This window comes from Variovorax sp. MHTC-1, from assembly GCF_003984645.1.
Taxonomy (GTDB): domain Bacteria; phylum Pseudomonadota; class Gammaproteobacteria; order Burkholderiales; family Burkholderiaceae_C; genus Variovorax.
In genome coordinates, this window is the sequence record NZ_RWKI01000001.1 from 126,382 (window position 1) to 146,575 (window position 20,194).

General features: G+C 68.3%; 19 protein-coding genes. 8 read left to right on the plus strand and 11 right to left on the minus strand.

The window, feature by feature from the left end:
- Positions 1-44 precede the first annotated feature (44 nt).
- From EJI01_RS00630 to trhA, 6 genes are all read right to left on the minus strand, one after another.
- Positions 45-1,823, minus strand: coding sequence for a nitrite/sulfite reductase (locus tag EJI01_RS00630; protein WP_126835180.1), 1,779 nt, complete (start codon positions 1,821-1,823; stop codon positions 45-47).
- Between the two features lie 281 nt (positions 1,824-2,104).
- On the minus strand, positions 2,105-2,806 hold the full coding sequence (locus tag EJI01_RS28590; RefSeq protein WP_185878775.1) for a hypothetical protein: 702 nt from the start codon (positions 2,804-2,806) through the stop codon (positions 2,105-2,107).
- Positions 2,807-2,818: 12 nt separating this feature from the next.
- The gene (locus EJI01_RS00640) at positions 2,819-3,160 is read right to left on the minus strand and encodes a hypothetical protein (RefSeq protein WP_126835181.1); all 342 of its coding nucleotides are present in this window, start codon (positions 3,158-3,160) and stop codon (positions 2,819-2,821) included.
- Positions 3,161-3,253: 93 nt separating this feature from the next.
- Positions 3,254-4,870 (minus strand): MFS transporter, encoded by a 1,617-nt coding sequence (locus EJI01_RS00645; RefSeq protein ID WP_126835182.1) that lies wholly within the window; start codon positions 4,868-4,870, stop codon positions 3,254-3,256.
- A 24-nt stretch (positions 4,871-4,894) separates the two neighbouring features.
- Positions 4,895-5,656 (minus strand): extensin family protein, encoded by a 762-nt coding sequence (locus EJI01_RS00650; RefSeq protein WP_260602257.1) that lies wholly within the window; start codon positions 5,654-5,656, stop codon positions 4,895-4,897.
- 43 nt (positions 5,657-5,699) lie between these two features.
- Positions 5,700-6,314, minus strand: a complete 615-nt coding sequence (trhA, locus tag EJI01_RS00655; RefSeq protein WP_126835667.1) for a PAQR family membrane homeostasis protein TrhA — start codon at positions 6,312-6,314, stop codon at positions 5,700-5,702.
- 192 nt (positions 6,315-6,506) lie between these two features.
- Between trhA and EJI01_RS00660 the strand changes: the two genes are divergently transcribed.
- Positions 6,507-7,442, plus strand: a complete 936-nt coding sequence (locus EJI01_RS00660; protein WP_126835184.1) for a crotonase/enoyl-CoA hydratase family protein — start codon at positions 6,507-6,509, stop codon at positions 7,440-7,442.
- Here EJI01_RS00660 and EJI01_RS00665 read toward each other — a convergent pair.
- Entirely contained in the window at positions 7,425-8,066 is a 642-nt protein-coding gene (locus tag EJI01_RS00665) for a LysE/ArgO family amino acid transporter (RefSeq protein WP_126835185.1), read from the minus strand. The genes EJI01_RS00660 and EJI01_RS00665 overlap by 18 nt on opposite strands.
- 70 nt (positions 8,067-8,136) lie before the next feature.
- On the opposite strand from EJI01_RS00665, the gene EJI01_RS00670 reads away from it, so the two are divergent.
- Complete coding sequence (locus tag EJI01_RS00670; protein ID WP_126835186.1) at positions 8,137-9,060, plus strand: LysR family transcriptional regulator ArgP; 924 nt, start codon at positions 8,137-8,139, stop codon at positions 9,058-9,060.
- 234 nt (positions 9,061-9,294) lie between these two features.
- Here EJI01_RS00670 and EJI01_RS00675 read toward each other — a convergent pair whose 3' ends face one another.
- Positions 9,295-10,191: a transglutaminase N-terminal domain-containing protein gene (locus EJI01_RS00675; RefSeq protein WP_126835187.1), complete on the minus strand. Its 897-nt coding sequence runs from the start codon at positions 10,189-10,191 to the stop codon at positions 9,295-9,297.
- A 417-nt stretch (positions 10,192-10,608) separates the two neighbouring features.
- Here EJI01_RS00675 and EJI01_RS00680 point away from each other — a divergent pair, with 417 nt between their 5' ends.
- A complete protein-coding gene (locus tag EJI01_RS00680; RefSeq protein WP_126835188.1) occupies positions 10,609-13,488 on the plus strand; it encodes a hypothetical protein in 2,880 nt (959 codons plus the stop codon).
- Here EJI01_RS00680 and mnmC read toward each other — a convergent pair.
- Both mnmC and EJI01_RS00690 read right to left on the minus strand, forming a co-directional pair.
- A complete protein-coding gene (gene mnmC / locus EJI01_RS00685; protein ID WP_126835189.1) occupies positions 13,464-15,338 on the minus strand; it encodes an FAD-dependent 5-carboxymethylaminomethyl-2-thiouridine(34) oxidoreductase MnmC in 1,875 nt (624 codons plus the stop codon). The two genes, EJI01_RS00680 and mnmC, sit on opposite strands and share 25 nt — an antisense overlap.
- A gap of 15 nt (positions 15,339-15,353) precedes the next feature.
- Positions 15,354-15,626 (minus strand): oxidative damage protection protein, encoded by a 273-nt coding sequence (locus EJI01_RS00690; protein WP_093108778.1) that lies wholly within the window; start codon positions 15,624-15,626, stop codon positions 15,354-15,356.
- A 129-nt stretch (positions 15,627-15,755) separates the two neighbouring features.
- On the opposite strand from EJI01_RS00690, the gene EJI01_RS00695 reads away from it, so the two are divergent.
- From EJI01_RS00695 to EJI01_RS00705, 3 genes are all read left to right on the plus strand, one after another.
- Positions 15,756-16,784 carry a sulfate ABC transporter substrate-binding protein gene (locus tag EJI01_RS00695; protein ID WP_126835190.1) on the plus strand — a complete coding sequence of 343 codons (1,029 nt, stop codon included), beginning with the start codon at positions 15,756-15,758 and terminating at the stop codon, positions 16,782-16,784.
- A gap of 118 nt (positions 16,785-16,902) precedes the next feature.
- The gene (epsC, locus tag EJI01_RS00700; RefSeq protein WP_126835191.1) at positions 16,903-17,817 is read left to right on the plus strand and encodes a serine O-acetyltransferase EpsC; all 915 of its coding nucleotides are present in this window, start codon (positions 16,903-16,905) and stop codon (positions 17,815-17,817) included.
- A gap of 80 nt (positions 17,818-17,897) precedes the next feature.
- Positions 17,898-18,449, plus strand: a complete 552-nt coding sequence (locus tag EJI01_RS00705) for an NADPH-dependent FMN reductase (RefSeq protein ID WP_126835192.1) — start codon at positions 17,898-17,900, stop codon at positions 18,447-18,449.
- An 11-nt stretch (positions 18,450-18,460) separates the two neighbouring features.
- On the opposite strand, the gene EJI01_RS00710 is transcribed toward EJI01_RS00705, so the two are convergent.
- Positions 18,461-19,108, minus strand: a complete 648-nt coding sequence (locus EJI01_RS00710; protein ID WP_126835193.1) for an FMN-dependent NADH-azoreductase — start codon at positions 19,106-19,108, stop codon at positions 18,461-18,463.
- Between EJI01_RS00710 and EJI01_RS28595 the strand changes: the two genes are divergently transcribed.
- Both EJI01_RS28595 and EJI01_RS00715 read left to right on the plus strand, forming a co-directional pair.
- The gene (locus tag EJI01_RS28595; protein WP_185878776.1) at positions 19,107-19,256 is read left to right on the plus strand and encodes a hypothetical protein; all 150 of its coding nucleotides are present in this window, start codon (positions 19,107-19,109) and stop codon (positions 19,254-19,256) included. The genes EJI01_RS00710 and EJI01_RS28595 overlap by 2 nt on opposite strands.
- A complete protein-coding gene (locus EJI01_RS00715) occupies positions 19,244-20,158 on the plus strand; it encodes a LysR family transcriptional regulator (protein ID WP_126835194.1) in 915 nt (304 codons plus the stop codon). The genes EJI01_RS28595 and EJI01_RS00715 overlap by 13 nt, the downstream gene beginning before the upstream one ends.
- The last annotated feature ends 36 nt before the right edge of the window (positions 20,159-20,194 follow it).

The following is a 20,194-nucleotide window of genomic DNA, read 5'->3' on the forward strand; positions in this document are numbered from 1 at the left end:
CCCCAAGGGGGCGCGAGCTTGGTTGAAGCGGTTCTGCGCTGCGCTCATGCCGCTTCCTCCACTTTGAAGCGCGCGCCGTTGGCCGCGGCCTTGAATGGCTCGTGGCCCACGCGGCGCAGCGCGTCGATGAAGCTCTCTCCGGCCTCGCGCGTGTCGCGGTAGGTGTTGAGCACGGCCTCGATCACGTCCGGCACTTCGGCGGCCGAGAACGAGGGGCCGACCACCTTGCCGGGCTGCGCCGTGCCCGAGAGCAGCGAGCCGTCGGCGCCGCCCAAGGTGATCTGGTACCACTCCTTGCCGTCCTTGTCGACGCCGAGGATGCCGATGTGGCCGCTGTGGTGGTGGCCGCAGGAGTTGATGCAGCCGCTGATGTGCAGGTCGATCTCGCCCAGGTCATCGAGCTCGTCGAGGTCCTGGTAGCGCTCGGTGATGGCTTCGGCGATCGGGATCGAGCGTGCGTTGGCCAGCGCGCAGAAGTCGCCGCCGGGGCAGGCGATCATGTCGGTCAAGAGGTGCACGTTGGCGCTCGCGAAGCCGGCCTCGCGGGCGCTGAGCCATAGCGCGTGCAGGTCTTCAGCATGGACCCAGGGCAGGAGCAGGTTCTGGTCGTGCGTGACGCGCGCCTCGCCGGCGCTGAAGCGGTCGGCCAGCCGCGCTGCGGTGTCGAGCTGATCGGCCGACGCGTCGCCCGGCGCCTGGCCGATGCGCTTGAACGAGAGCGTGACCGCGCGCAACGCGGGGTTCTGGTGCGGCGCCACGTTGCGCTGCAGCCAGCGCGCGAACATCACGTCGTCGGCCGCCTGCGCGCGCAGCTCGGCATCGGTCTCTTCGGCGCTCTGGAAGACGCGGGTCGCGAGCGTGGGCGGCACGAAGGAGGCGGCCACGCGGTCGTACTCGGCCTGCGTGATGGTGTGCGGTGCGCCGTCGTGCTCGAGGATCTGCTTGTACTCGGCTTCGACGTCGTCGATGTAGCGCTGGCCTTCGGCCTTCACGAGGATCTTGATGCGCGCCTTGTAGATGTTGTCGCGCCGGCCGTAGCGGTTGTAGACCCGCACCACGGCCTCGAGGTAATTCATGATCTGGTTCCACGGCAGGAACTCGCGCAGCACGGTGCCGATGATCGGCGTGCGTCCCATGCCGCCGCCCACCTGCACGCGGAAGCCGAGCTCGCCGGCCTCGTTCTTCACGAGCTTGAGGCCCACGTCGTGCCAGCCGGTGGCGGCGCGGTCTTCGGCCGCGCCGGTGATCGCGATCTTGAACTTGCGCGGCAGGAAGGCGAACTCCGGATGCAGCGTGCTCCACTGCCGCATGATCTCGGCGAAGGGGCGCGGATCGGCGACCTCGTCGACTGCGATGCCGGCGCGCTCGTCGCTGGTGATGTTGCGGATGCAGTTGCCGCTGGTCTGGATGCCGTGCATGTCGACCGACGCCAAGAGGTCCATCACGTCGGCCGACTTGGCCAGCGGGATCCAGTTGTACTGCACGTTCTGGCGCGTCGTGAAGTGGCCGTAGTGCGTGGGCAGCTTGTGCGTACCGAGCTTGCCCTGGGTCTTGAGTGCGGTCTTGTAGACCTCGGCCTCGGGCTCGTCGTACTCGCGGGCGATGCGGGCCAGCACGCGCAGCTGGGCGCTGGAGAGTTCGCCGTAGGGCACCGCGACGCGCAGCATCGGCGCGTAGCGCTGAACGTACCAGCCGTTCTGCAGCCGAAGCGGCCGGAAATCGTCTTCGGAAAGCTTGCCGGTCTGCCAGCGTTCCAGCTGGTCGCGGAATTGCGCGGCGCGCTGGTGCACGAACTGGCGGTCGAAATCTGTGTATTGGTACATCGTGTGTCAGTTGCTGGAAGGCGGTGCGTCCACGGCCCGTCAACGTGAGCCGGGAATGTAGAAGCGCGCCTTATGGAAACAAACTATTTTTTGGTTCGCGCTTTATGCGGATAAGCTTATTCTCCAGTCCCCGTGCGGGTCGCGGGACGATGCAATGCTTATTCGGGATAAGGCCGGCGGCGGTTGCCGCGCGTCGAACACCGGTCGATTCTAGGAAGGCCTGGTGCGCCTTGCCCCGCGCTCAGTAGGCGGGCGCGAATCCGTCGTCGAACAAGGGCCGGCTACGGAGCAACCGGATTTCTCTTCTGCTCTTCGAGAAGCTGCTGCCGGCGCACCGCGGTGCATTGCGCGTGCGCCCTGAACTCTGCTTTCTCGCATTGCGCGGCCATGCACCGGGCAGCAAGGACGAAGTTCATGCCCGAACATGCTTGGCCGGGCGCGATGCCGGCTGCGCTGCGCGGCGCTTTGGCTGACTTGGTCTGCGCCGGCTCGCTTGCCGCCGTGACCGGATCCGGCGCTTTCGTCGGCGCGGGATGCGGTTTTTCCGCTTGTGCTTCGATGGCTGTGGTTGGCGCTTCTGCCGCGGCGGCGGGTGAAGCAGCACGTGCGTCAGTCTGCACCGAAAGGCCCGTGCGGACGGGATGCACCTGTGCCTTGCCAGCCGTGTAGAGATACCATCCGCCGGCACCCGCCACCAGCCAGCCCGCGGCCCCGACGGTTAACGCGATGCTGAGGGCAGCGACGCTGACCCACATCCCCTTGGAAAAAGTTGGCGCTGCTTCGGGAACTGCAGGGGCGGCGCTAAGGGCAGCAGGCCTCTGCGACTGCTCCGCTTTCCGCATGAATCCGAACAGGGAATTCGCGGCACTGGCGCGCGGCGCGTCAGCGCTGGCGAACACGGTGGGCAAGGTGCCGATGCATTCGATGCAGAACTTGGCGGCAGATCGATTCTTTGTCTTGCATTGGGGGCAGATCAGGGCCATTGCCAAAGCCCCTCAGTGCGCAGTCGCATCGTCGCGGGCTGCTTGCGGAAGCTGCGCCGCGACGAGATTCCTCTGCGCTGCCATGATGAGCGTCGCACGATAGACCGATCGGCTGGCTGATTTCGTCAGCTCGATCAGCGTCTTCCATTCGTGCTCCAGTTCGTCGGGCGCGGCATCGACGCGCGGCGTCCGCATCAAGGACCGGCTGGCATCCAGCAGCGCAGCGGCCGAGTTGAGACAAATGTGAAGGCTGGCCTCGGCGGGACTCGCGCGACTGCCCTCTGCGAGCAGCAGGCGCTCCACGGCGGTCAGGGCACTTTCGACAAGGGCGAGATCGGCACTCGAATGGGTCATGTCGCGAGGTTCGCAGACGGCAGCCCGATTCGAGGCGCGAAAACTTCACACTTTCAAGCAATGTTTGCTTTAGATGTACTCCGATGTCGGCGTCTACGACGCCGTCCCGCGCCCGGCATCCAGCAGGTCCTGGATGTCTTCGAGGCCGCGCCCGCGCGTCTCGATCCCGCTCTTGATGAGCATCAGCGCCGCGACCGCCATCGGCACAGCGATCAACAGGGCCGAGACAGTGAAGTGGCTGAACACGCCCAGCACGCCGAAGCCCGCGCCCAGGATGCCGCCGAACTTGGAGCTGGCCGCGATCACCCCGGAGCCCGTGCCGCGCAGGTGCACCGGGTAGATCTCCGCGGCATAGGGGATAAGCATCGCGATCACGCCGCTCGAGCTCACGAGCAGCAGGGCGGTGGTGAGCACCATCGCCAGCGTCGACTGAACCTGCGTCAGGCCGAGACCGAAGAACACCAGCAAGGTCGCGGTGGTGAGCGCGATGAACAGCACCAGCGCCTTGATGCTGCTCCAGCGGTGGTAGAGCCAGATCACGATCGCGATGCCGGGCAGCGCCAGCAGGGCCGAGCGCGCGAGCAGGGCGCTTGCCGCCGTGGCGTCCATGCCCATGCTGCCGAGGTTGGTCGGCAGCCACAGCAGAAAGCCGAAATTCACCAGGCCCCAGGCCACGCCGCAGACGATCAGGCCCCAGGTGATGCGTGCATGGCTGCCGCGCAGCAGCTGGGCGATGCCGCCGGCCGGCGGCTCCTGCTCGGCGATGACCGCGGCAGCCGGCGCATTCGCTGCCGTTGTCGCTCCGGTACCCGCGAAGCGTGCGAGCACCGCGCGGGCTTCGTTGTCGAGCCCGGCATTGGAAAGAAAGCGCGGCGATTCCGGGATGTAGCGGCCCAGAAAGACGATCAGCAGCCCGGTCGGCAAACCCAGCAGCCATAGCGCGCGCCAGCTGAACTCCGGCACCAGCAGCGCGGCCGAGCCGGCCGCGAGCAGATAGCCGGCCGAGGTGCCGACGCCGCCCAGCGCCACCAGCAGCCAGCCGCGGTGCGCGGCGGGCACTGTTTCCGCCATCAGCGTGAAGGTGATCGGCAGCAGTCCCCCGGCCGACGCGCCCATCAGGAAGCACATCGCGAGGTTCCAGCCGAAGCTCGGCATCGCACCGCAGATCGCGGTGCCGATGAACATCAGCGCCGACAGCAGGATGGCCGCGCGCCGGCCGAAGATATCGGCCAGCCGGCCCCAGAGCACCGAGCCCACCGTCGTGCCGGTGAGCGCCACCAGCGCCAGCACGCCGGCGGTCTGTTTGCTGATCTCGTACTCGGTGGTCATGCCCGGCATCACGAAGCCGAGCGTGGCCGGCTTCAGCACGTCGACCGCCAGCGCGATCACCAGCACGATCACCAGCTTCCAGTGCTCGCGGTTCAGCGGCACGCCGTCGGCGACGTGGAACTGGAGGTGGCTGTCGCCGTGCAGGCTCTTCTGCATCTGCGCGATGCGCGGCATGAGACCGTACGTGGCCAGCAGCACGCCGAGCGGGATCATCGCCATGCCGGTCAGCATGGTCGCGTCCATCTCCATGCCGACCATCTGGTAGCCGGTGTGCCGGCCCATCATGAACATCGGCACGTGCGCGAGCACGCCGCCGATGAGGGCGATGCAGCCGATCCAGAACGCGATCGGGTGGTGGAAGGAGAAGTTCTGGGCTTTCATTCGGGTTCTTTCGGGCGAGGCATGTTAACGACAGACGCCCCAGCCGCCGACCTCAAGGTGGAAATGATCGGCATGCAACGCGTTGTAGCCGGGGCCCAGAACGCCGTCGAAGAAGCGGCATGCGCCGGCGTGTGCATCCCGCAGAAAAAGCCCTTCTGCGTCGTCGCCGCCCCAGTTGCGCCGCACCGTGATGCGCCGGCGGTCGCTCTGCGTGAAGCCGGCGATATCGAAGGCATCGGCCGTCGCATGCCGGCTGCGGCGGCCGCCTTGCGCGCCCCCTTCGCCTCTGTTGACATTGCGACACGCGTAGCTGCCCAGGTGCTCCAGCGAGACGAGCGGAGCGCCGAGATGGCGTGCGGCCGCAGGCTGCAGCGCATGCCGCTCCCACATCGCGAACGACAGCGCGGCCGGGCAACTGAGCACCACCGGCGACCCCAGTGCCAGGGTGCGGCCGCGCCGCACGCGGACCGCGTTCTCGAATCCGCAGCCGGGGCCGGTGATGCGGTCGGGCACGGCTTCGTGTTCGAGACCCGTCTCGGCCAGCGCAGCCATGCAGCGCGCCGGATCGGCGCGCGTGCGATGCAGCTTAAGGCCGGTGAGCAGATTCGGCTCGGCCGCCACGTTCAGCGGCGCCCATGGATTCCAGCGTTCCGGAATGGAGATCCGGCCGGTTCTCAACGCATACACCGACGAAAGCACTGCCGCGGCGAGCAGCGTCCAGGCCAGCCGCCTGATCCAGCGGCGCCTGGGTTGCGGTGGAGGAGAAGAAGGCGGGGAGGGCGGCACGTCGCCGCAGTCTAGGACCTGGCGACAGGTCCTGGACCCGTCGCTACAACACGAAGTGCGCCACCGTGACGTAGTGGCTCGCGGTGCCGGCCAGCACGAAAAGGTGCCAGGTGCCGTGCGCATGGCGCCAGCCGAGGGGGTTGCGGTAGAACACCGTGCCGGTCGAGTACAGCACGGCGCCGGCCATCAGCCAGGCGAGGCCTGTGCTGTCGAGCCGCGCGATCAACGGCACGGCAGCGATCACGCCGAGCCAGCCCATCCCCAGGTAGAGCGCCAGCGAGGGCGTCGGCGGGTCGCCGGGCCGCAACTCGCGGGCGATGCCGAACAGCGCCGCGCCCCAGGCCCCGATCAGCAGCGCCCAGCCCCAGGCGCCCTGCAGCGTGACCAGCGCGAAGGGCGTATAGCTGCCGGCGATCAGCAGGTAGATCGCACAGTGGTCGATGCGTTGCCAGAACAGCTTCATGCGGCCGCGCGTGCTGTGGAACAGGACCGACGCCGCGTAGAGCGTCACCATCGACAGCGCGAACACCAGCGCGCTCGCCGTCTTGGCCGGGTCGTTCACCGGCACCGTCTTGGCGAGCAGCACGGCGGAGCCGGCCGTGGCCAGCATCAGCCCGAGCAGATGGCTGTATCCGTTGAAGCGTTCGCCTTGGTACATGGTGGTCACCCTGAATTGATGTGTCGAGTGGGCCGCGCCTTTGCTGCGCTGTCATGACATCAGACGCCGATCGACGGCTTGGCGCATCCACCGTTGGACTTGGGCGTTGGCCGTAGCGCATTCGCGGGATCGACGGAAGGCCTACCGCCGCGCGGATTGCCGCCATAGGATCGAATCCACAAGGAGACACCCATGCCCACCTTCAACACCGTCCTCGTCGACAAGGATCCGCAGCACCCGCGCATCGCGCGCCTCGTGCTCAACCGCCCCGAGAAGCTCAACGCCATCGGCAACACCACGCCGGCCGACATTCGCCACGCGGTCGAGTGGGCGCAGGCTGAGGACGAGGTGCACGCGATCGTGGTCGAAGGCGCGGGCCGCGCCTTCTGCGCCGGCTACGACCTGGGCGAATACGCCGAGGGCCGATCGCAGGCCGACCATCCCTGCAGGCAGGAGAAGACGCCCTGGGACCCGATGCTCGACTACGCCGCGATGAAGGCCAACACCGAGGACTTCATGTCGCTGTGGCGCTGCACCAAGCCCACCATCGCCAAGGTGCACGGCTACGCGGTAGCCGGCGGCAGCGACATCGCGCTGTGCTGCGACCTGCTGGTGATGGCCGAGGACGCGAAGATCGGCTACATGCCCACCCGCGTGTGGGGCTGCCCGACGACCGCGATGTGGACCTACCGGCTGGGCGCGCTGCGCGCCAAGCAGCTGATGTTCACCGGCGACACCATCGACGGTGCGCAGGCGGCCGACTGGGGCCTCGCCAACTTCGCCGTGCCGCCCGAGGAGCTCGACGCCGCCACGCTGAAGCTGGCCGAGCGCATCGCCGGCGTGCCGCGCTCGCAGCTGATGATGCACAAGCTGGTGGTCAACCAGGTCTGGCTCTCGATGGGACTGGAGCAGAGCCAGATGTTCGCCACCGTGTTCGACGGCATCACGCGCCACAACCCGGAAGGCATGTGGTTCCGGCGCCATGCCGAAGTCGAAGGCTTCAAGAGCGCCGTCGCATGGCGCGACAGCGGCCGGCCTGTTCCCGAGGGCGACGAGGCGCGTGCGCTGGTGGCCGAGCTCGAGGCGCGGCTGGCGCAGGCGCGGGCCGCTTCAGCCCCGCAGCGCTGAGACCGCCTGCGCGGCCAGCACCACGCCGAGCACCAGCATCACCAGGCCCACGAGCGCATCGAGCCAGCGCCAGGCCACCGGCTTCGCGAACAGCGGCGCCAGGAGCCGCGCACCCGCGCCGAGCCCCGCGAACCAGCCCGCGCTGGCCAGCGCGGTGCCCGCCACGAAGGCCCCCTTGCCCAGGCCGGCCTGCTGCGCGCCGACGGCGCCGACCAGCAGCAGGGTGTCGACATACACATGCGGATTGAGCAGCGTGAAGGCGGCGGTCTGCGTCATCACGCGGCCGAGCGAATTCCGGCCCGCATTGCCCGCCGCCGCATGCAGCGCGGCAGGGCGCAGCGCACGCCGCCAGGCGAAGGCGGCATAGGCCAGCAGGAACAGCGCGCCGCCCATGGTGAGCGCCGGCGCCAGGATCGGCAGGCGTTCGAGCACCTGGCCCATGCCGATCACGCCGACGGCGACCAGCACCGTATCGGCCAGCGCGCAGAACAGGATCACCGGCCACACATGCTCGCGCCGCAGGCCCTGGCGCAACACGAAGGCGTTCTGCGCGCCGATGGCGACGATCAGGCCCAAGGTCAGGCCGAAGCCGGTGGCGAATGCGGGGAAGGCAAAGACGGTCATGCGCCGATGATTGGCGCTGCGGCAGAATCAGTCCAGTTAACTTATCTGCAGCTGCATTAGGAATACTTCATTGCTCGACTACCTGTCCCTGGCCGCAGTTGCGCAGGTGGTGCGCGAAGGCAGCTTCGAGCGCGCGGCGCGCGCGCTGCACGTCACGCCCTCGGCAGTGTCGCAACGCGTCAAGCTGCTCGAAGACCGGCTCGGCCTGGCGCTGATCGTGCGCGGCTCACCCTGCGTGGCGACCGAGGCCGGCACCTGGCTGTGCCGGCATGTCGAGCAGGTCGGCATGCTGGAGCGCGATCTGCAGCGCGCCATGCCCGCGCTCGGCGCGCTCGATGCCGCCGACCAGCGCGTTACCCTGCGTGTCGCGGTCAATGCCGACAGCTTGGACACCTGGTTCGTACCCGCGATCGCGGCCTTCAGCGCCAGCGAACCGGCGCTGCTCGACCTGAGCCTGGACGACCAGGAGCACACGGCCGAGTGGCTGCGCACCGGCGCCGTGCTCGCCGCCGTGACCGCCAGCGCCAAGCCCGGCCAGGGCTGCCGCAGCGTGCCGCTCGGCCGCATGCGCTACTTCGCCACCGCGAGCCCGGCCTTCAGGAACAAGTACTTCGCCGGCGGCGTGACCGCACAGGCGCTGGCCGAAGCGCCGAGCCTGGTCTTCAACCGCAAGGACAAGCTGCAGGCGCAATGGCTGCGCGCGGCCTGCGGCAAGCCGGTCGAGACGCCGAGGCACTGGCTGCCTTCGCCGCAGGCCTTCGTGGCGGCTTGTGTCGCCGGCATGGGATGGGGCACGAATCCGGCGAGCCTGGTCGAGGCGCAACTGCGCGACGGCTCGCTGGTCGAGTTGGTGCCGGGCGTCGATCTGCAAGTGCCGCTCTACTGGCACCACGTGCGCCTGAAGATCCCGATGCTCGATCGGCTCACCGAAGCGGTGGTCGCGGCGGCGCGGACCGGGCTCGAGCCGATCACGGCCACCAATGACGCAGGGTGACGGCGATCACGCGCGCCGCATGGTGCCGGAGGTCGGCCGGCGGCGAGGGCGCCTGCTTCGACAGCGGGCGCCGCGGGGTCGGCGCGATCAGGAAGAGACGAGGGACCTGCCGGGGAGCAGGGCCTGGAAGATGAGGGAGTGGCATGGCCGGCGCCTTGGGTTTTTCTTGGAGGGCGCCCCATGTTGGCTGTATAAAAATACAGTGTCATGACACGCTCCTGCCAAGGGCCGATTTCAGCTCACGGTGCGTCTCACCTGAACCGTTGCTTCCAGGCCCTCGTAGGCTTCCGCCTTGCCGTACCAGCTGCCGCTGATGGGCGCCGCCTGCGAAGGATCTCGCGCCACGCCCACGCGGATCAGCTGGCCGCTGCCCATGAGGTTGTTGGTCGGATCGAAGGCGACCCAGCCGGCACCGGGCAGGTAGGCGTGCAGCCAGGCGTGCGTCGAGCCGGCGCCCGAGACGGCCGCCCCCGGCTCGGTGCTGCCGGTGTCGAGCGCGGCGTCGTAGATGTAGCCCGTGACGAAGCGCGTCGCGACGCCGAGCCGGCGCGCGGCTTCCATCATGAGCAGCGCGTAGTCGCGGCAGCTGCCGCTGCCCAGCGCCAGCGTCTGCAGCGGTGTCTGCGTGCCTTCCTCGTCGCGCGCCGCATAGGTGAGGCTCTGGCCGATATGCGCGTTCATGCGCGTGAGCACCTCGCGCGTGCTGTTGGGCTTGTCGGTTTTGAGGAACTGGTGGGCCCAGCGGATCAGCGTGCCTTCGGAATCGTCGTGGTGCGGGCGCAGGTAGTGTTCGAGGTCCAGCCGCTCCTGCACCGAGTAGGCAAAGGGCAGGAACTCGGCGGCCGGTTCCAGCGCCAGTTCGTCCAACGGCGCCTGCACGTGCTCGATGGTGAAGGCGCAGACGATGCGCAGTTCCGTGGCCTCGCCCATCGGCTGCACCAGCGCGACCGAATTGGAGTGCGGGTCCTGGATCATGCGCACGTAGGCGTCGGGACTGACCTGCAAGTCGGTGGCGAGCACGCGAAGGTCGTGGCTGTCGCGCGGCCTGAACATCACGCGGTGCAGGCCGAAGCTCACCGGCGCGTTGTAGCGGTAGATGGTGGTGTGGGTGATGTCGTAGCGGATGTGCATGGCGGATTGTCCGGGGGATTACCGTCCGTTTGGCGGATGCCTCTGCACCGAACGGCACATTGTGGAGTCGAGGCGCGTCCCTAGACTGCAGAACGAAGGGGGTCCTATGGAAAAGGATTCCAAGTCCGGGCTCGGCGGTCTTTCAGGCAACGGCCTCATCGCGGTGATGCTGCTGGTCGCAGGCGTGCTGTTCGTGCGCGAAGCACCGCTCGAAACCACCCGCCTGCCGGCCAATGAACCGCGCATCGTGCAGCTTTTTTCGCTGCAGGACATCGACGCGCGGCTCTGGCAGGATCCCTTCGGCGCGGTGGCGAAGAGCCGGGCCGAAGCCAGGAAGAACGACGCGAAGAAAGCGCAGACCGACGATGCGCGGCGCACCGCGGCCGAGCTGGCCCGCGCAATGGGGCCGGGCGGCCGGTGGAAATCGTCGCGGTCATGCTGCCGGGCGGACCCTACTCGGAGAACGTCGAGAGCCGCCGGCGCGGACGCTATGCGGTGCTGGCAGGCCTCAACGCGAGCCGGCTTTCCCCTGTCGATACCGAGCATCTGGGCTATTTCTTTCCGCCGGCTCGTCGCGGCCCGAATGCGAAGCCTCCGGAGCCCATTCCCTACGAGTGGTTCGAACCGACGCTGGATGCGCGGCGCGGCGACGATGGCCGCTCGCCCCGGGTGCTCGTCATGTGGCTCCAGAGCGAGGCCTTCGACGCCGAGCCGCTCGCGCGGATGGGGGCGCTGGCCAAACCCTTCCTCGAGGCCGGCGCGAACTGGCGCGTCCTCGGGCCGAACGGTTCGGACGGGCTCAAGGCCATGATCGACGAAGCGGCGGCATCCGATTTCAAGGGCAAGGTGCCGGCGCCGCGCATGCGTTTCTATTCGCTGTATGCGACCGTGCCGGACAGCGTGCTGCTCGGCGACACCGAGGCCAGCCTCGCCGACTTCTTCGATGCCAGGGGCGTGACGCTGGTGCGCACCATCGGCAACGACGGCAATCTCGCCAAGAGCCTGATCGACGAGCTGATGCTGCGCGGCCTGAAGGCGCTCAAGAGCGAGGAGCTGGGGCCGCCCGACCCGAAGTCCGAACGGAGCCTCTATTGGCAGACCTGCCACCCGCGCGACGGGGAGAAGCCGCGGCATTCGCTGAGCCATGTCGCCGTGGTGGCCGAATGGGACACCTTGTACGGCCGCAGCCTCCGGCGCGAATTCCGGCCGGCGCCGGGGGAGCGCGGTTTCTGCGTCGACTCCTTCAACTACGTGCGCGGGCTCGACGGCCAGCTGCCTGCGGGCAGCCAGGGCGCGCCGGATTCCGCCGCCGGCGCGAAGCCGGCGCAGGGCGACAAGGACGCGACGCGCCGCAAGGACGGTACCCTCGTCGAGCGCGCCGAGGGCCAGAGCCAGTTCGACTATCTGCGCCGGCTCGCCGTGCAGATGCGCGAAAAAGACCGGTACGTGCGTGCTGCCAGCGCCGATGGCACGGGCCTGCGCGCGATCGGCGTGCTGGGCAACGACGTGCACGACAAGCTGCTGGTGCTGCAGGCGCTCAAGCCGGAGTTTCCGAACGCCATCTTCTTCACCACCGACCTGGATGCGCGCTTCCTGCATCCGCGCGAACAGGCCTGGACGCGCAACCTCATCGTCGCCTCCAACTTCGGCCTGCGCCTGCGAGACGAACTGCAGGGCGGCGCACCGCCGTTTCGCGACAGCTACCAGGTGTCTGCCTTTCTGGCCACCCGGCTCGCGATGAACGACGCCCAACAGCCATCGCGGCCCGTGTCGCAGGCGGCCGTTGCCCAGTGGTTCGGGACGCCGCGGGTCTTCGAGATCGGCCGGACCGAGGCTTTCGAATTCCTCGGCCGTCCGGCGAACGAAGGCGTGCAGCGGGCCAGGGCGGATCTGTGCCGAGGCCCTCGCTGGACCGAATGCAAGGACATCCATCCGCCTGCATCGGCCCGCTATCCGATGCCGCGGGAGGCCACGCTGATCCTGGTCGCGAGCCTTCTCGTGCTCGCGCTGTGGGCGCCCGCGCTCTTCATCAGCGTCGGCGCACGGCGCTTCCTGGGGCGCTTCGTCGCCCGCGCACCCGACGGCTCCGCGCTGCTCGCGCGCTATGCGGCGCTGGCGGTGCTCGTCGTGCTGCTGCAGCTCGAGCTGCCGCTCTGGCTGGCCGCCCATTGGCAGCCCTTCGCCGAATGGCTCACGCGCGAAGGCAAGCCGCTGACCGCGTTCGAAGGCATCAGCCTCTGGCCGACCGAAGCCATCCGCGTGCTCAACCTGGTGCTGTGCCTGTACTTGCTCATTCGGGGCTGGTGCGCGCTGACGCGCAATGTCGACGAGATCACGCGCGAGTTCCGACTGGGCAGCACGCGCCGCGAATTGATAGCCGAGCAGCGCGAGGCCCAGGCGCGACTGCGCTGGTGGCAGAAGCTGGCCCAGGTGTTCTCGATGCGCTTCGAGCCCGCCGCAGGCCGCTCGAAGCAGGCTGCGCTCGGGATGCCGGCTCCCGCGCTCGACTTCTGGAAACGCTACGTGGCGCAGAACAGGCTCAGCGCGCGGCTGTTGCGCACCACGGCCTATGTGGCCGCGGCGCTGCCGTGGAGCTATCTGGTCGTGCTGGCCTTCGACGAAGAGCGCGCCGTGCCGTACCGCGGGGACCTGTCGCTCGCGGTGCACGACGGCCTGCGCATTCCGTCGCTGGTGGCGATGTACTTCCTGGTGTTCTTCGTCGTCGACGCGACCGCCTTCTGCGTCGGCTTCGTGCGCGGCCTGCGCGAGCAGGCGGCCAACTGGCCCGAAGCCACGCTGGACCTGTTCGAGGCGCAGACCGGCATCCCGCGGGCGCACTTGGACAACTGGGTCGACCTGCAGTTCATCGCGCTGCGCACGCGCAGCGTCACGCACCTCATCTACTACCCCTTCATCGTGATTTCGCTGCTGCTGCTCTCGAGGAGCGCGGTGTTCGACCAGTGGACCATGCCGGTGAGCACCATCGTCCTGTCCGTCGGCGGGGCCATCGTCGCGCTGGGCTGTGCGCTGGCGCTGCGCCTCGCCGCCGAAGCCTCGCGCCGGCATGCGCTCGATCTGCTCAAGGATGCGCTGATGCGCGCCAACGCCAAGGCGCCGGTCGCGCCCGGCGAGGCCACGCCCAGGCAGCTCGAGCTGCTGCAGTCTCGCATCGAGAACCTGCGCATGGGCGCCTTCGCGCCGTTCTGGCAGCAGCCGCTGGTGAAGGCGGTGCTGTTGCCTTTCGCCACGCTGGGCGGCTCGACACTGCTGGACTACCTGGCGCTCGCCAACATCTGAGCGCTCGCGCGCTGCGCATCCAGGGCCCGGGCTTGCGATGCCGGAAGCGGCAACGGCTCGCCGTGCCACTGCGCTGCGAGCAGTTCGGCGCACAACGCGGCGAACGTGAGGCCGCGCGAGCCCAGCGCGGTGCAGAGCCAAACGCCGCCTGGAGATGCGGGATCGAGCGGGCCTACCAGCGGGCGGCGATCGCCCGACGCGCAGCGCACGCCGGCCCAGGCCTTCGCCTCGCCGCGCTCGAACGCCGATGCGAGCTGCAGCGCGGCATCCGGATGCAGCCTGGCCAGCTGCTCGCGGTTCGATTCGGTGTCGACGCCGCGCGGCGCGGCATCGCTGCTGTCGCGATCGAAGGTGGCGCCGGTCAGCCAGAGCGCGCCGTCGGGATCGGGCACGTGCGCAATGAGATGCCCGTCGCCGTTGATCGGCATGTGGGGCAGCCGCACGCCGTCGTCCATGCACCCCCAGGCGACCTGGCCGCGCACCGGCTGAAGCGCCAGCGCGGGCGCGAGTGCACGGCTTTCGACGCCGGCCGCGATGACCACGCGTTCGGCTTCGGCCAGCAGGGCGCCTTGGGCGTCGTACAGCATCCACGCGAGCCCGTCTCCCGGCGCTTCGATCCGTGCCACGCGCCGGTCCGCTTCGAGCGCGATGCCGGGCTGCGCCAGCCAGGCTTCGATCAAGCGCGCCGGCCTGACCCAGCCGCCGCGCGCATGCCAGAGTGCGGGCGCATCGGCCGGCAGCCCGGCCTCGCGAAGCTGCTCGGCCGAGGCGTGCCACGATTCATTCGGCCCTTCGGCCGTCCAGTCGGCAGGCAGGCGGTCTAGGCCGGCGGCGCGCCGTTCGAGCACGCCGCAAGCCCGCCAGTCGCTGCCTTGCGCGAGCAGCGCCTCCAACTGCTGCCATGTGGCCCGCACGCCGGCGCGCGTCAGGCGCGACAGCAGCGCGTCGTCGGGCGACACATGCGGCGCGAGCACGCCGACCGGCAGGCCCGACGCACCGGCGGCAGAGCGGGCACCGGCCTCGAGCACCGTGACCTGCCAGCCGCGCCGCGCCAGGCTGGCCGCTACGGCGGCGCCCGCCAAGCCCGCGCCAATCACCGCGCAGCGACCCGGCACGGGGATGGGGGCGGGCAGCGGCGCGCGACGACGGATCTGCCAGGCCGGCTCGAACACGCCCTGCAGGCAATCGCGCTTGGGCGGCAGGCCTGGCGCCTTGTCGAGCTGGAAGCCGTACTGGTTCAGCGCGTCGCGCACAGCCCGTGCGATGGTCCAGCTCGCGACACGGGTGCCGCGGCGCGCAAAACGCGTCACGGCCTTCAGCGTCTCGGGCGACCACATCTGCGGATTGCGCTCGGGGCTGAAGCCGTCCAGGAAGATGCTGTCGGCCTCGAAGTGCTGCTGGGTGCGCAGCATCGGCTGCACGTCGCCGATGCACAGCGTGAGCAGCACGCGGCCCTGGTCGAAGGCCAGGCGGTGAAAGCCGGGCAGCAGGCCCCACCACTGGTCGCCCAGTTCGGCGGCCAGCGGCGCGAGTTCCGGATAGGCCGCCGCGGCGCGCTGCAGATCGCCGCGCGACACCGGGTGCGCTTCGACCGAGACGAAGTGCAGCAGGCGCGGGCGCTGAGGATCGGCCCGCCAAGCCTGCCAGGCTGTCAGAAAAGAGAGGCCGAGGCCAAAGCCGGTTTCGAGAATCCGCCATTGCGGCTGCCCGGCCCATGCCTCGGGCAAGCCGCAGCCGGCCAGAAACACGCGCTGCGCCTGCGCCAGCGCGCCGCTTTCGGAGTGGTAGATATCGCCGAAGCGCGCGCTTTGCGGCACACCGTCGGCGCGCCAGTCGACCGGTTCGGTCATGGCGCGGGCGCGCGATCAGTTCGTCGGGGGAACGTAGCCCTGCGCGACGTCGGCGCCTTCGCCGAAGAAGTGCTTTTCCATCTGGCGCGCCAGGTACTGGCGGGCACGGGCATCGGCCAGGTTCAGCCGGTTCTCGTTGACCAGCATGGTCTGCTGCTTGAGCCAGGCGGCCCAGGCCTCCTTGCTGACGTTCTCCCACAGGCGCTTGCCGAGTTCACCGGGGTAGGGCGGGAAATCGAGCCCCTCGGCCTCTTTGCCGAGCTTGATGCACTGGACCATGCGTGCCATTTGGATTGCCTTCGTGTGGGTTGCTTAGTTGATTTCGCTATTTAGAACTGAGAACTCGGTCGTTCCAGTTTCCGTATGCGCTCTTCAGAATTCGCGGCTTCACTTCTATGCCCTCCTGAGCACAAGACCATGAGCTTTCGCCGCGACTTTATCAAGCTTTCCCTCGGCGCCGCCGTTGCAGCCGGCATCGCCATGACGGCATTGCCGTCGTTCGCGCAAAGCGTGACCTTGCTCAACGTGTCCTACGACCCGACGCGCGAGTTCTACGTCGACTACAACAAGGCCTTCGCCAAGTACTGGAAGGGCAAGACCGGCCAGGACGTGAGCATCAAGCAGTCGCATGGCGGCTCCGGCAAGCAGGCGCGCTCGATCATCGACGGCATCGACGCCGACGTCGCCACGCTGGCGCTGGCCGGAGACACCGATGCGCTGGTCAGGCACGGCGGGCTGGTCAAGGCCGACTGGCAGAAGCGCCTGCCGCGCAACTCGGCGCCGTACACCTCGACCATCGTCTTCCTCGTGAAGAAGGGCAATCCCAAGGGCCTGAAGGACTGGGACGACCTGGCCAGGCCCGGCGTGCAGGTGATCACGCCCAACCCCAAGACCTCGGGCGGCGCGCGCTGGAACTACCTGGCCGCGTGGGAGTTCGCCAAGCGCAAATACGGCGGCGACGCCAAGGCCAGCGAGTTCGTCGGCAATCTCTACAAGAACGTGCCGGTGCTCGACACCGGCGCGCGCGGCTCGACCATCACCTTCGTGCAGCGCGGCGTGGGCGACGTGCTCCTGGCCTGGGAGAATGAAGCCTTCCTCGCGCTGAAGGAATTCGGCCCCGACAAGTTCGACCTCGTCGTGCCCTCCGCCAGCATCCTGGCCGAGCCGACGGTGACGGTGGTCGACAAGGTGGTCGACAAGAAGGGCACGCGCGCCGTGGCCGAGGAATACCTCAAGTATCTGTACTCCGACGAAGGGCAGGACATCGCCGGGCGCAACTACTACCGCCCGACCTCCGACAAGGCCAAGGCCAAGTACGAGAAGCAGTTCCCCAAGCTCACGCTGTTCACCATCGACCAGGCCTTCGGCGGCTGGGCCAAGGCGGACAAGGAGCACTTCGCGGATGGCGGCTCCTTCGACCAGATCTACACCGCCAAGCAGAAATAGATGCGGTCGCGCTGATGAAGCCCACCGGGATCCCGATCGCGAAGCCCTGAAGCGCTAAACCCTTCCGACGCCGCGATTGCTTCCGATGCCGCAACAATGCGGTAACAAGGAGCAAGCCATGGCCGGATTCGATGTGAGTGAAATCGTCAGTGCGCTGCACGAGGCGCGCGACGAATGGCGCGATTCCCAGAAGCGTTCACGCGAGCCGGGCAGCCGTGAGTTTCCCTCGCGCGACGCGCTGGCCGGCATCGTCGAATCGCTGAAGGGCGCACTGTTCCCGATGCGGCTCGGCCCGCCCGACCTGCGGCACGAGAGCGAGGACTTCTATGTCGGCCACACGCTGGACTCGTCTCTGCAGTCGCTGTTGACGCAGGCCCGGCTGGAGCTGCGCTACAACGCGCGCCACCAGCCGCGCGATGCGGCCGAGATCGATGCGCAGGCGGAGGAGGCGGTGCGCGCCTTTGCCGCCGCGCTGCCCGGCATTCGCCGCCTGCTCGACGGCGACGTGCTCGCCGCCTACCAGGGCGACCCGGCGGCGCGCAGCGTCGACGAAGTCTTGCTGTGCTACCCGGGCATCCTGGCGATGATCCATCACCGCCTCGCGCACCAGCTCTACGACCTGGGCCTGCCGCTCTTGGCACGCATCGTGGCCGAGCTCGCGCATGCGCAGACCGGCATCGACATCCATCCGGGCGCGCAGATCGACGCCGGTTTCTTCATCGACCACGGCACCGGCGTCGTGATCGGCGAGACCACGGTGATCGGCAAGCGCGTGCGCCTCTACCAGGCCGTGACGCTGGGCGCCAAGCGTTTTCCGACCGATGTCGAAGGCAACCTGCAGAAGGGCCTGCCGCGCCACCCCATCGTGGAAGACGACGTGGTGATCTATGCCGGCGCCACCATCCTCGGCCGGGTGAGGCTGGGCAAGGGCGCGACTATCGGCGGCAACGTATGGATCATCGAGGACGTGCCGGCCGGTGCCAGCGTGACGCAGGCGAGCCTGCAGAACGCCCCGCATCACCGGTTGCCGTGATTGGGCTTTTCTGGAAAAGGTCATAGGCGCTTCGCACAATAGGTGCCGCCTTTTCGTCAACCCGTTCAAAAGGAGTTTTCATGGCCCAGACCCGAATCGCCGTCATCGTCGGCAGCCTGCGGAAGGATTCGTTCAACCGCAAGCTCGCACTCTCGATCGCGCAGCTTGCGCCCTCGGACTTCACGTTCGAACATCTGCGCATCGACGACCTGCCGCTCTACAACCAAGACGACGACGGCAACCAGGCGCCCGCGGTCATGCGGCTCAAGTCGGAGATCGTCGCGTCGCAGGGACTCTTGTTCGTGACGCCGGAATACAACCGTTCGTTGCCCGGCGTGCTCAAGAACGCGATCGACAACGCCTCGCGGCCCTATGGCCAGAGCGCCTGGGCCGGCAAGCCTGCCGGCGTGATCGGCGTGTCGGTCGGCGCCATCGGCACCGCGGTCGCGCAGCAGCATCTGCGCAATGTGCTGGCCTACCTCGACGTGCCCACGCTGGGCCAGCCCGAGGCCTTCCTCCAGAACAAGGAAGGCCTGTTCGACGACAAGGGCCACATCGCCGACGGCAGCACCAAGAAGTTCCTGCAGGGCTGGGTCGACAAGTACGTGGCCTGGATCAAGAGCCACGCATAGCCCGCGGTTCCTCAGGCGGCGAGGGTAGCGACGTCCTGATTGGCGGCTTCGCCGGTCACGGCGGAGATCTCTGCGCGGGCGGCACCGAGTGCGGCCGCCTTCGGCGCTTCGCCCATGGCCAGGCCTTCGGCGCGCACGAATCGCACGTCGGTGACGCCGAGGAAGCCGAGGACCACCTTCAGGTAGCTTTCCTGGTGCTCCATCGCCTGGCCGCCTTCGCTGGTCGAGTAGATGCCGCCGCGGGTGATCGCGACGATCACCGTCTTGCCGCCGGCCAGGCCCACGGGGCCCTTCTCGGTGTACTTGAAGGTGCGGCCGACTTGCGCGATGCGGTCGATCCATGCCTTGAGCTGGCTCGGGATCGAGAAGTTGTAGAACGGTGCGCCGATCACGACCACGTCGGCGGCGAGAAACTGGCTCACCAGCTTTTCGGAGACTGCGTTCTCGTTGCGCTGGCGTTCGGTGAATTCGGTGCCTGCCGGTGCCCGGAAGCCCAGCGAGTGGGCATCGAGGTGGCTGGGAGCGGAAACCGCCAGGTCCAGGTAGTCCACCTCGGTGCCCGCGTGATTGCTGCGCCACTCGGCCACCACTTCGGCCGTCAGCTGACGCGAGACGGAGTTGTCGCCCAGGACGCTGGAATCGATGTGCAGCAGTTTCATGATCTATCGCTCTCTTTCGATGTTGGCGCCGGCACAGAAAGCGGTCGGCATGGGTGATAGTCTATTTTTGAGTCGATTGATTGATAAGGAGGCAAATTTCACACAGATTGTCCTGCTGGCAGGACAATCGACGCCATGCAAGATCTGAACGACATGGTTTTCTTTGCCGAAGTGGCAGAGCGCGGCGGTTTTGCGGCAGCCGGCCGCGCGCTGGGTATCCCGAAGTCGCGGCTGTCGCGGCGAGTGGCGGAGCTCGAAGCGCGGCTGGGCGTCCAGCTGCTGCAGCGCAGTACGCGGCAGCTCTCGCTCACGCCGGCCGGCGAGCTCTATCTGCGGCACAGCATCGCCATGCGCGACGCGGCCGATGCGGCGGCGGAAGCGATCGCGCAGGTGCAGACCGAACCGCGCGGCGTAGTGCGCATCAGTTGCCCTATCACGCTGGCGCAAAGCGGCGTCGGCGTGCTGGTGTCGCAGTTCATGCTGCGCTATCCGGCGGTGCAGATCGAGATGCGCATCCTGAACCGGCCCGTCGACCTGATCGAGGAGGGCATCGACCTTGCCCTGCGCGTGCGGCCGGTCATCGAGGACAGCACGACGCTGGTGGCCAAGCGCTTCGCGAGCGCCCGGGGCGTGCTGGTGGCCAGCCCCGGCCAGCTCCGGCGCCAGGGTCCCGTGAATACGGTGGATGACTTGGCCCGCCTGGACACGGTCTCCCAGACCGCGGCCGGCGGGCGGGCCAGTTGGTGCCTGGAAGGCCCCGGCGGGGCGATGCACACGATGCAGCACACGCCGCGCTACCTGGCGGACGACCTGCTGACGCTGAAGTTCGCGGTGGTCGAAGGCGTCGGCGCCAGCATGCTGCCCGACTACATGTGCAAGGAAGATCTGGAAGCGGGCCGCTTGGTCGAGGTGCTGCCCGGCTGGGGGCCGCCGCCGGGCATCCTGCATGCGGTGTTTCCGTCACGCCGCGCACTGGTGCCGGCGATTCGCCACTTGATCGACTTCCTTGCCGAGCACATCGGCGCCGGCGGCTTCAGGCTCACGGTCTGAGAAGGCCTTATTCGCTAAACGCCATATCGAAACAAG